This is a genomic window from Neobacillus rhizophilus, from assembly GCF_018343535.1.
Taxonomy (GTDB): Bacteria; Bacillota; Bacilli; order Bacillales; family Cytobacillaceae; genus Neobacillus; species Neobacillus rhizophilus.
In genome coordinates, this window is the sequence record NZ_JAGYPF010000004.1 from 376,629 (window position 1) to 387,649 (window position 11,021).

Sequence of the window (11,021 nt, forward strand, 5' to 3'; positions counted from 1 at the left end):
CCCTTGATGACAAATAGTAGATTGAATCCTAAGGTTGATGAATTTTTAAATAAAGCTAAAAAGTGGAAAGAAGAATATGAGAAGTTAAGAGGTATCGTTCTTGACTGTGATGAGTTGACCGAAGAATTTAAGTGGATGCACCCTTGTTACACATTTGAGAATAAAAACATCGTTTTAATCCATGGATTTAAAGAATATTGTGCGTTCCTGTTTCACAAAGGTGCTTTGCTGAAGGACCCCCATGGCATTCTAATCCAACAAACGGAGAATGTACAGGCAGCGCGCCAAATTCGGTTTACTAATGTTCAGGAAATCGTTGAAATGGAAACCATTTTAAAAGCCTATATTCATGAAGCCATTGAAGTGGAAAAAAGCGGTTTGGAAGTAAACTTTAAAAAGACTACAGAATACAACATTCCTGAAGAACTGCAAAAAAAATTCGCTGAAATGCCTGCTTTAAAAACGGCTTTTGAAGCATTAACTCCGGGGCGGAAAAGAGCGTACATACTGTATTTCTCTCAACCCAAACAATCCAAAACTCGGGAGTCGAGGATTGAAAAATATATGCAGCAAATTCTGGATGGTAAGGGATTAAATGATTAGTTTATTCGATTCCCCGAGGAGTTTTTCTCAGGTTACAACCTTTTTGAAACATCACGTACCGGTGCCTGCAATGGAACAGACGGTGGTGCCAAAAGAGGAGCTAAGGTCCCTCCGATTGTCGTATAACCGACTGGAGTAGTTTTTGGAATCGTTGCAGACGACCCCGTACCAATTTGCACAATTCCCGCATTGGCGATAATCCCGATTTTCAAAAACCTAATTTCAAATGTTTGTTCGAGATAACGATCCATATCCATCACCCGCAATCATTATATGCTAACAATTTATCTTTAAGTTGCCTTTTGGTTGAATTTTTTTGGTTTGGACCTATTCTAGTAATTAAATAGACTAGTATTCAATAAATTGTCACTTATTTCTGCAATTTCAATATTAGTAATTGTCTGAAAAAAGTTATAATGGACATGTGGTGTTACTAAATTTTGTAAAACCCATTGAATATAGGAAGGTGAAATGAGATGAGTAAGTTACATGATCGAGTTGCGCTAATTACAGGTGGGGCAGGCGGAATTGGTAAGGAAACGGCCAAACGTTTTTTACAAGAAGGTGCAAAGGTTGTTCTAGTTGATTTGCTGCTAGAATCCCTTGAGCAGACTAAAGCGGAACTGAGTCAATTTGGCGATGTACTTATTGTCCAAGCAGACGTTTCAAAGGAAACAGACGTCCAAAATTATGTTGGACAAACGGTTGACCGTTTCGGGAAAATCGACATTTTCTTTAATAATGCAGGAATTGAAGGGAAAGTTCAGCCAATCATAGAAACGTCCCTTGAGGATTTTGAAAAAGTCCAGCGCGTTAACGTGAATGGTGTTTTCTTAGGATTAAAGCACGTTCTTTCTGTTATGACGAAACAGGGTTACGGCAGTATCATTAATACATCTTCTGTAGCGGGACTCGGAGGAACACCAGGTGTTGCACCATATGTCACAAGCAAACATGCGGTAATAGGCTTAACCAAAGTTGCTGCACTTGAGGCGGCGGGAGCGAACGTCCGAGTAAATTCCATTCATCCATCGCCTGTTAATACGAGAATGATGCGTTCTTTAGAATCTGGATTTAGTCCGGAAAACCCGGAAGGTGCAAAAGACCAATTTGCCAAAAGCATACCTCTTCAACGGTACGGAGAAGTAGCTGACATTGCTAATTTAGTTTTATTCTTAGCGTCAGACGATAGTGCATTTATAACTGGTGCACAATACCGTATTGATGGCGGGATGGGGGCACTTTAATCCTATTCAAAACCTCAAACTATCTAGAGTTTGAGGTTTTGTTTTTTTGAAAAAGAGGATTTGTGAATCCAGCCCTTTTATTTGCGATTTTCTGAGTTTTATTTGCGAATTCAACCTTTTATTTACGATTTTCCGAGTTATTTGCCAATTCGCCCCTGTTATTTACGATTATCCGAGTGTTATTTACGAATTCAGCCCTTTTATTTGCGATTCCTTATTGCAACACTCTTTTAGAAAAGAGCCAAAGAAGAACAGTTTAAGTATCAAACAACGTACCACTTAACGCATCGATATACCTGTCCGCTGACTTCTGAACCGCCATTTTGGCATCTTTTTTGACTATCCCATGAAAAGCATTATACAATCGGTCAAATTTCAATTCACTTACGATATTAGCCATCTCACACACTGTAGATGCAGGCAGTGGGATCAGATTAGGATAACTATACATAAAACTAACCCAGTTTTTGTCGGCGACAACTTGGATGATATCACCTGAAAATAAAATTCCCTTTTGCTTATTCCCATCTAGCCATTCTAAAACAGCCCCGCCTTTAAAATGACCGCCTAGACGGTGAATTATGACCCCTTTATGCAATTCAAGGGATTCACCTGACCAGAAAAGGATCTTATCGCTCGGCCTCATGACCCATTCCTTATCATCCTCATGTATATAAATCGGCACATCGAATCGCTCTGCCCATTCAACTTGTGCAGAGTAATAGTGAGGGTGGGAAAGAGCAATTCCCTGGAGTCCACCTAATTCTTTTATCTTTTTTATGGTCAATTCGTCAATATACGTGATACAATCCCATAATACATTGAAGCCTTCACTTTTAACCAAATAAGCGGTTTGGCCAATTCCGAACTTTGGAATTGTGGTTATGCTGAATAGACCTTCTTCCTCAAGAGTAAACCTGTTTTGATAGCCTTCATTAACCATTTTCTCCAACGTGGTCCACGACTGCCCATTTGGATTTACATACTGCCTTTCTTCATTACAAATCGTACATTGCTCCGGTTCTTCCATTGAACTTTCATACTGAACACCGCAAGTCTCGCAAATATAATTTTTCAGAGTTACCACACCCTTTCCAAAAAAAGGATATACACAAAATTATATTTAGAGGGTTTTTCGATTAGACTTACATCTGAATTTTTTTTACAGAATATTCCAATTTTAAAAAGATTAAAAGGATTTTATTAAATGGTAAGAAAATACTATGAAATGAATCTGTAACATAATTAAAATATGCATGTTCTAATTTTCAGAATATAATGTAACTACAATAGGTGCTAAATGAAGTTGGTGGTTTTTAAGGGCAAAATATTGGAAAGGGGACATGATTGATGGATATTTGCATTTCATGTGGTGAGGAATTGTCAGTTATGGAGAGAAATCGTGCGGAATGCTGGGAGTGCAAAGATAAAACATCGGAAGCATATACAGAAGGAGAATGACATGGTAATTGAAATTTGTGTGATATCACTAAAAAGTCAGCTGGCCTTTAAAGGTGCTGGCTTTTACTTTTTACAGCTGTAATAAGAGTAACTATTTTGTAATAATAAAAAACTCTATTTTTCCTCCTAAACTCCTTATTAACTCATACACATGAGATAAGGAGGTTTTCCATTGAATCCGCTAAAACTCTTCCCACTAAAATTTATTTATCGTTCTGTACTAGTAGTTCTATTAATGTTTTTCACTATTTCTTTGGTTGTTGTGTTACATGTAAATATTACTTCCCTTAAAATGAGTAATTCTATTGGAATCTTAAATGGAGAAAAACTCTTTGTTCAATTTTTCAAAGCAGAGAATCATTCCTTTTTCCTAAAAGTGAATACTCCCGTTTTTACCATCCCAAAAATAACAGATGTAGCATTCCAAATAGCAACCACCATCAAACCAACAGATATTAGAACGTACTTAGGAAATGAAATACCTGGATTAAGAATGCATGAAACAGAAATCGTCGTTGCAGGGGAGGGGACGAACCTAAGGAACCTTCCAAAAGAATCGGCTCCTCCAAATAAGGCTTTATTAAAGGAGAGAGAAGCATCTGAAGAGAAATTAAAAGAAAATCAACGAACCGATGATGGGCAGCTTCAAAATCCTGAAAACAAAACCGTATTTATTTATCAATCCCATAGCTGGGAGTCATTCCTCCCCGTTTTAAAAGATGCCAAAACACCTGACGATGCCATAAGCTCGGATGAAAGGGTAAATGTCATTGGGCTAGGCAATCGATTAGCTCAAGATTTAATGAGTAAAGGTATCGGCGTGGAGCAAGACAAAACCAATATGACACAAGAATTGCTGAAAAAGGGATGGGAATCAACAAAAGCATATGTAGAATCCCGAGAGATTGTCGAAGCAGCCGCAGCCAATAACAATCAATTTAAATATTTTATTGACATTCATCGTGATTCACTAGGGAAAGAGACCACTACTAAAACGATTAATGGTAAAAGCTATGCAAGGCTCTATTTTGTAGTAGGAAAAGAAAACAAAAATTATCTAGAAAATCTGGAAGTGGCCAAAGCTCTGAATGGAGAGTTAGAAAAAAAGTATCCAGGAATAAGCAGAGGGGTGTTCTTAAAAACCTATAAGGATGGGAACGGCGTATATAATCAAGACCTATCCAATAAGGCTATGCTGCTCGAAGTTGGTGGTGTAGATAATAATTTGAATGAGCTGCATAACACCATCGATGTATTTGCAGAAATACTTGCAGACTATTATTGGAAAACAAATGGATCAAACGAGGTGAATGCGAATGGTTAAGCAGCTTCCATCCTCTATAAAATGGCTCGTTTTTACCTTCTTTAGCAGTTTAATATCTTTCTTCTTGACCGGCTTATCTGAAATAACCATTAGTTCTTTCATTACAGGGTTTATTTTTTCAGTGGGATATTTATATAGGAATAACTTATAAAAAAGCCAATCATCAAAATGAGGGTCTGTTTTTTATCAGCTTTTTACCTGGGATTTCTCTTTTCGTTCTTGTAAAATTTCTTGGATAATTTCGATATGAACAGAGGCCCAGGATTTTTCATGAAAATGCAAAATCACGCTTATGGTGAGTATGAATGCGTAGGCCAAAACAAAGTATACCCAAAGTACACTTCCTTCTTTGAAGAGAAATTTATGTAATTGCTCTGAGAATAGAAGCAATAGCCACGGACCAGAAGATACAAGGAGCGGAATGATGCCGGAGCCATTTTTCTCTTTTATCATACTTAAATATATTTTTTTTAATGCTGGGCTATCAATCGAAAGGTAAAAGTTCTGAATTTGTTCTACTTGGTGAATTTCTTTTACTGATTGAAATGATTGTTCATTATTCCATGCCTTTTTTAGTTTTAGGTAAATTTTATGGGCATCTCCGCGAAATGAAAACATATTTACACAATTTCCTCCATCATATTTCATACTAGAAAGGCTTTACAAATATAGTTTCATCTATGCATATTGAAGGGGAATTTTGCCACTTAAAGGCAAATGCGCAAACTGTGGGTTACATATTTGGAGATTGCTAGCATCGAACTATTAATAAATAATGGATGTTAATCAGTTGAATATTCATCCAATTGAATTTATAATAAAATCGGATAATAGATATAATGCTTTTATCTTAAGGAAGATTGGCTTGGAAAATAAACATATTCAAAAAGATTTCCCAGTTATATTGGAAAACCTTTCTTGAAAACACTGGAAAAGGACCCAAAACGGTCTTTGTTTTGTTTAACTACATAAGCTTAAAGGTGAAGGTGAGTTAGACAATTTGATTGAGCTAGACACAAGCCAAGATAGGAATCTCCTATTTTGGCTTTTTTTTGTATCAAAAGGGGAAAGGAACTGATATAGAGATATGAACAGTCCTGTTGAGGGAATAAAAAGTGAAAAGCGGTTCTTATTAAATAAATATTTAGACGAATGGGTTAGCAGCAATAAAACACGGTTTTATGGTAATCAAGATGCAATCATGGTCTTAGATTTAGAGGGCAATATTCTTCTAGTAAACCCATCCTATGAGGAACTTTCAGGTTATTCATTCGAAGAGGCTCTCCTAATGAAATTTCAAACACTTTTCCCCATTGAAAGTTTGGATAAGATTTTCCATTACTTTCATAAAACTACATTAGGTCAGGTCCAAAACTTTGACTGCTTCATGATAAGCAAACAGGGTCATACAGTTGATTTAAATATCACGAATATTCCAATAAGCGTAGACGATAAAATAGTTGGATTATATGCAGTTATAAAAAATATCACCGAGTTAAAAAGAGCAAGGGCAGAAGTAAGACAAATTGAAGAATTTCACCGAGTATTAACAGATAATATTCTTGATATCATTGTAAACACAAACCTGTTAGGAACTATTCTATATGTATCCCCCGCTGTCAAGCATCTTCTTGGATTTGAACAAGATGAAATAATTGGACAACAACTATCATCATTATTTTATAAAGAGGATGTGCAAAAAGCTTTTTTAGAACGTGAAAAGTTATTAAATAACCTTAAGGGGTATAATAGAGGGTCCTACCGATTCATCAAAAAAGATGGAAGTCTTATATGGCTGGAGGCGATATGTAAGCCAATTGTTAATTCAGATACACAAAGAATATTAGAGATAGTCAGTGTTTTTCGGGATATCTCGGAAAGAGTAAAAGCAGAAGAGGAACTCTGGGGTCGAGAAAAAGCATTTCGAAATTTGATTGAAAACTCCCCAGATACCGTCTTAATCGCCAAGAACGACAAAATATTATTTATTAATGAAACAGGCGTTGCCTTATTGGGCGCATCAAGCTCTGAAGAGATTATTCATACTTCCATAATGAAATATATTCATTCCAATTATCGTAATAAAGCAAAAAGAAGAATAAAAAAGGTATTTAATGGTGAGACAACCGATTTCACTGAGTATAAAATTAAGCGTTTTGACGGTACTCTATTGGATGTTGAAATAAAAGGAATCCCAACTTTTTTCCAAAGTCAGTCTGCTCAGCACCTTATTGTTCGGGATATTACGGAAAGGAAAAAAACCCTAGAGCTCATTCTTCATTCTGAAAAACTATCAATAGCTGGACAATTAGCTGCAGGGATTGCCCACGAAGTCCGCAACCCACTTACAGCGATAAAAGGTTTCCTGCAATTAATGCAAGTGCCGTTAGACAATTCAACATACGTGGAAATTATAAAAAGTGAGATAAATAGGATTGAAATCATTCTAAGTGAGTTATTGATTCTTGCCAAACCACAGGATGTAAAATTTAATGAAGAAAACCTAAATACATTAATTCAAGAAGTAAAAACCTTAATTGACACCCAAGCTATTATGCAAAATATCCAAATAGAATTTGCTAATCAGATCGGTAATTTAACTATCAGCTGTGATAAGAACAAATTAAAACAAGTCTTCATTAATTTCTTTAAAAATTCTATCGAAGCCATGCCGAATGGTGGAACGATTATAATCGAAATAAAGAAGCACAGTAAGAATAACGCAAAAATAACCATTCAAGACACAGGAACAGGAATCCCCAAACATATTCTGAAGAAAATCGGTCAACCATTTTTTACAACAAAAGAAGGCGGAACTGGATTAGGAGTAATGATTTCTAAGCAAATCATTGAGAATCATAACGGAAGTTTACAGTTTTGGAGCGATAAAAAGGGGACCATCATTGAAGTCATTTTGCCTTTAAATAATAAACAATAGAGCTACATAAATGAGGCTCTAATACTATTATACTATTTTAAAAAATGAAATCGCTTTAGCAGGAGTTTTTGGATAATTGGAGAATTTTAATATTAATAATAAATTTTCAGAAAATTATTTAAATACTATCTGAACAAGGAGTGGTTTTCACATGCATTATGTATACAAAACAGGTATTTATCAGAATTCAGCAAAGAAGCGTTGGGAATACTGGTATGTTGGACCAAATGAGTTACGAATCCTTGTATCATGGTTGAGCTGGAATGCATTTAAAGAATATGAAACATGGGAGAAAAACTGCTTAATTGAGAAAGCAGGATAGATTTACTAGTATATTTACAAATTAGAATGCAAAAAAAGCGGAGAATCAGTTAATTCTCCGCTTTTTTGCATTTTAGTATTATTTTTAAGGCCTCAATGAGCCCATGGAGTTTTTCATAATGGGGTTGATAGTTGTAATTAAGGACACTTATTAGTTCGTTCTCTTCTCCTCTTTCATGACTTTCCATAATGTAATGCAACGACTTAGTTCTTTGGAGGGATACAGCTTAAATGATCTTTAACTCTATCAAGAAAAAATGTTTCGAAAGTTGGATTCTAACTTAACGAAAATCTCATACCTAATATTAAAGGTCATTTACTTAAAAAGAAAAAGGCTACAAATCAGAGGAATGGAGGCGGTTATTTATTATTACCTTTCAACATGTATATAAGAAATTCCCGGATGGATTTGAGGCTTTAAAAGATATCAACTTTCATATTGAAAAGGGAGAATTGGTAACGTTAATTGGTCCAAGTGGCTGCGGAAAGACAACGACCATGAAAATGATCAACCGGTTGACTGAGCCCACAAAGGGCAAGATTCTTATTAATGGGGAAGATATTTCAGAAAAGGACCCTGTACAGCTTAGAAGAAACGTTGGATATGTCATCCAGCAAATTGGTCTTCTTCCACACATGACGATTGAAGATAACATTACCCTGGTTCCTCGTTTAAAAGGGTGGGAAAAAGAGCGATACACGAAAAGGGTGGATGAACTGCTTGACCTGGTAGGACTTGACCCTGAGGCTTTTAAATCACGATTTCCATCAGAATTAAGCGGCGGGCAGCAACAACGTATAGGGGTCATTCGCGCCTTAGCTGCTGAACCCCCGATTATCCTGATGGACGAACCGTTTAGTGCACTCGACCCGATAAGCAGGGAACAGCTGCAAGATGAATTGGTTCGGCTCCAGGAAAGTATTAAGAAAACAATTGTATTTGTGACTCACGATATGGATGAAGCCATTAAAATAGCTGATCGAATTGCGATCATGAAGGATGGGGAAATCCTGCAATTTGATACTCCTGAAAAGATTCTTCGCCATCCAAAAAATGAATTTATAAGAGGATTTATTGGGGAAGATCGGTTGCAGGTTGGAAAATACGCTCATCCAGTTGCCAACGATTTAATGATTAAAAAAGTAATCACTGCCAAACCAAACCGAGGACTTGCCCAGGCTTTAAATACGATGATGACTTATAAAGTAGATAGCTTGCTTGTTACGACGAATGACCGTGATCTGCTTGGTATTGCAACTCTGGATCATGTAGAACGGTATTATACCGATGAAAACAAAACCTTAGCGGATATTTTCAACAAGGATTACGTTACTGTGGAGGTAGATAGTCCTTATCAAGAAGTAGCCGAAATCTTTGCTAAGGGCGTCACTTCTATACCTGTTCTTCAAAACGGAAAACTAGTTGGGCTCATTACTCGCTCCAGCATGATGAGAGGGTTGGCAGGAATGAAAACTGTATCACCTGGAGAAGGAGATGTTGTGAATGAGCAATGAAAACATGTTTCAGTTAATGATTGATACCTTTCGCACACGATGGACTGAAATTTTTGAAGCACTGCAGCAGCACCTATTTTTATCACTTGTTTCCATTCTAATTGCGACGCTGATTTCCATCCCTACCGGAATCTTTATTGCTAGGAGAAGGAAAATAGCAGAGCCCATAATAGGAATTGCTTCCGTGTTTCAAACTGTTCCAAGTCTTGCTTTGTTTGGATTCTTGCTTCCCTTTTTTGGTATTGGAAATGTCACAGCGATCATTGCCCTTACCATTTATGCATTGCTTCCTATATTAAGAAATACTTATACTGGAATTCTTTCAGTGGACCAATCTGCGGTGGAAGCAGGACGTGGAATGGGAATGACTAAAAACCAAATCTTACGAATGATTGAGCTCCCATTAGCTCTCCCGATTATTATGGCGGGGCTACGTACAGCAACTGTTCTTACGATTGGTGTCGCTACGCTGGCTGCTTTTATTGGTGGCGGCGGACTAGGGGATATCATTTATAGGGGATTGTCCACCACCCGGAATGAATTGGTTTTGGCAGGTGCCATACCAGCAGCCATTTTGGCAATTGTTATAGATGTAATTCTTAAAAGGTTTGAAATCGCATCAGACCCTAAAAAAAGAAAAAATATCCCATGGAAAAAAGCACTTTTTATTATCATTCCTGTAGCGATTCTGATTAGCTTCTTTGGCTTAAGGGGAGGAAATTCCAATGATACCATTGTCATTGCAGGGAAAAAGTGGACAGAGCAATACATTCTTCCGTATATCGTTGCTGAATATGTGAAAGAAAAAACCGATTATAAAGTGAAGGTGGAAGAGGGTCTCGGAGAAACACCGATTTTAACGGAAGCGATTAAAAAAGGCGATATTGATATGTATGTTGAATATACTGGAACAGGTCTTTTGACCATCTTGAAAGAAAAGTATAATCCCCAGTTAAGCCCTGATCAAGTTTATGACAAAGTAAAAAAGGGCTACCATGAAAAATACCAGATTGAATGGCTCAAGCCTTTTGGTTTTCAGAACACGTATGCACTTGCCTTAAATCAGGAAAAATTTAATCAGTTAGGGATAAAGACCGACTCTGAGTTGGCACCTCAGTCATCCAAGCTGATCTTTGGAGGCCCTACTGAATTTTATGAACGAGAAGACGGCTATGACCCAATGATTGAAACGTATGGGCTTAACTTCAAAGAACATAGAAGTCTAGACCCAAATCTAATGTATGCTGCTGTAAAAGAAGGGAAAGTAGATGTTATTCCTGCCTATACGACAGATGGACGAATTGTCCGTTATCACCTTGGAATTCTAAAAGATGATAAAAAATTCTTTCCCCCTTATTTTGCAGCTCCAATCGTTCGTGAGGATACATTGAAGAAGTTTCCTAAGCTAAAAGGAATTATTAATGAGCTAGGCGGAAAAATATCTGAAAACGATATGGCAGAGATGAACGCCAAAGTAGATTTAGATAAACAGGATCCTAGAGATGCAGCCAGAGAGTTTCTAAAGGAAAAAGGATTAATTAAATAAGGATTTATGTAATAACATATTATTTGAAGCAAAAACGGAGAATCAACTAATTCTCCGTTTTTTTAT

At 36.7% G+C, this 11,021-nt stretch carries 10 protein-coding genes; 7 read left to right on the plus strand and 3 right to left on the minus strand.

The features are described from left to right. The first annotated feature begins 6 nt into the window (after positions 1–6). On the plus strand, positions 7–603 hold the full coding sequence (locus KHA99_RS20115) for a YdeI/OmpD-associated family protein (RefSeq protein ID WP_213119268.1): 597 nt from the start codon (positions 7–9) through the stop codon (positions 601–603). A 32-nt stretch (positions 604–635) separates the two neighbouring features. Here KHA99_RS20115 and KHA99_RS20120 read toward each other — a convergent pair whose 3' ends face one another. Then, positions 636–854, minus strand: a complete 219-nt coding sequence (locus KHA99_RS20120; protein ID WP_213119269.1) for a hypothetical protein — start codon at positions 852–854, stop codon at positions 636–638. Between the two features lie 225 nt (positions 855–1,079). Here KHA99_RS20120 and KHA99_RS20125 point away from each other — a divergent pair, with 225 nt between their 5' ends. Further along, positions 1,080–1,850 (plus strand): SDR family NAD(P)-dependent oxidoreductase, encoded by a 771-nt coding sequence (locus KHA99_RS20125; RefSeq protein WP_213119270.1) that lies wholly within the window; start codon positions 1,080–1,082, stop codon positions 1,848–1,850. Positions 1,851–2,106: 256 nt separating this feature from the next. On the opposite strand, the gene KHA99_RS20130 is transcribed toward KHA99_RS20125, so the two are convergent. After that, on the minus strand, positions 2,107–2,928 hold the full coding sequence (locus tag KHA99_RS20130) for an MBL fold metallo-hydrolase (protein ID WP_213119771.1): 822 nt from the start codon (positions 2,926–2,928) through the stop codon (positions 2,107–2,109). Between the two features lie 555 nt (positions 2,929–3,483). Here KHA99_RS20130 and spoIIP point away from each other — a divergent pair. Further along, positions 3,484–4,635, plus strand: coding sequence for a stage II sporulation protein P (spoIIP, locus tag KHA99_RS20135; protein WP_213119271.1), 1,152 nt, complete (start codon positions 3,484–3,486; stop codon positions 4,633–4,635). A 186-nt stretch (positions 4,636–4,821) separates the two neighbouring features. Here spoIIP and KHA99_RS20140 read toward each other — a convergent pair whose 3' ends face one another. After that, positions 4,822–5,253 (minus strand): hypothetical protein, encoded by a 432-nt coding sequence (locus KHA99_RS20140; RefSeq protein ID WP_213119272.1) that lies wholly within the window; start codon positions 5,251–5,253, stop codon positions 4,822–4,824. 583 nt (positions 5,254–5,836) lie between these two features. Here KHA99_RS20140 and KHA99_RS20145 point away from each other — a divergent pair. The 4 genes from KHA99_RS20145 to KHA99_RS20160 all read left to right on the plus strand — a co-directional run bounded on the left by KHA99_RS20145 (position 5,837) and on the right by KHA99_RS20160 (position 10,955). After that, entirely contained in the window at positions 5,837–7,573 is a 1,737-nt protein-coding gene (locus tag KHA99_RS20145; protein WP_249366844.1) for a PAS domain S-box protein, read from the plus strand. A gap of 151 nt (positions 7,574–7,724) precedes the next feature. Next, positions 7,725–7,895: a hypothetical protein gene (locus KHA99_RS20150; RefSeq protein WP_213119274.1), complete on the plus strand. Its 171-nt coding sequence runs from the start codon at positions 7,725–7,727 to the stop codon at positions 7,893–7,895. Positions 7,896–8,260: 365 nt separating this feature from the next. Beyond that, positions 8,261–9,409 carry an ABC transporter ATP-binding protein gene (locus KHA99_RS20155; protein WP_213119772.1) on the plus strand — a complete coding sequence of 383 codons (1,149 nt, stop codon included), beginning with the start codon at positions 8,261–8,263 and terminating at the stop codon, positions 9,407–9,409. Then, on the plus strand, positions 9,399–10,955 hold the full coding sequence (locus tag KHA99_RS20160) for a glycine betaine ABC transporter substrate-binding protein (protein WP_249366787.1): 1,557 nt from the start codon (positions 9,399–9,401) through the stop codon (positions 10,953–10,955). The genes KHA99_RS20155 and KHA99_RS20160 overlap by 11 nt, the downstream gene beginning before the upstream one ends. Positions 10,956–11,021 lie beyond the last annotated feature (66 nt).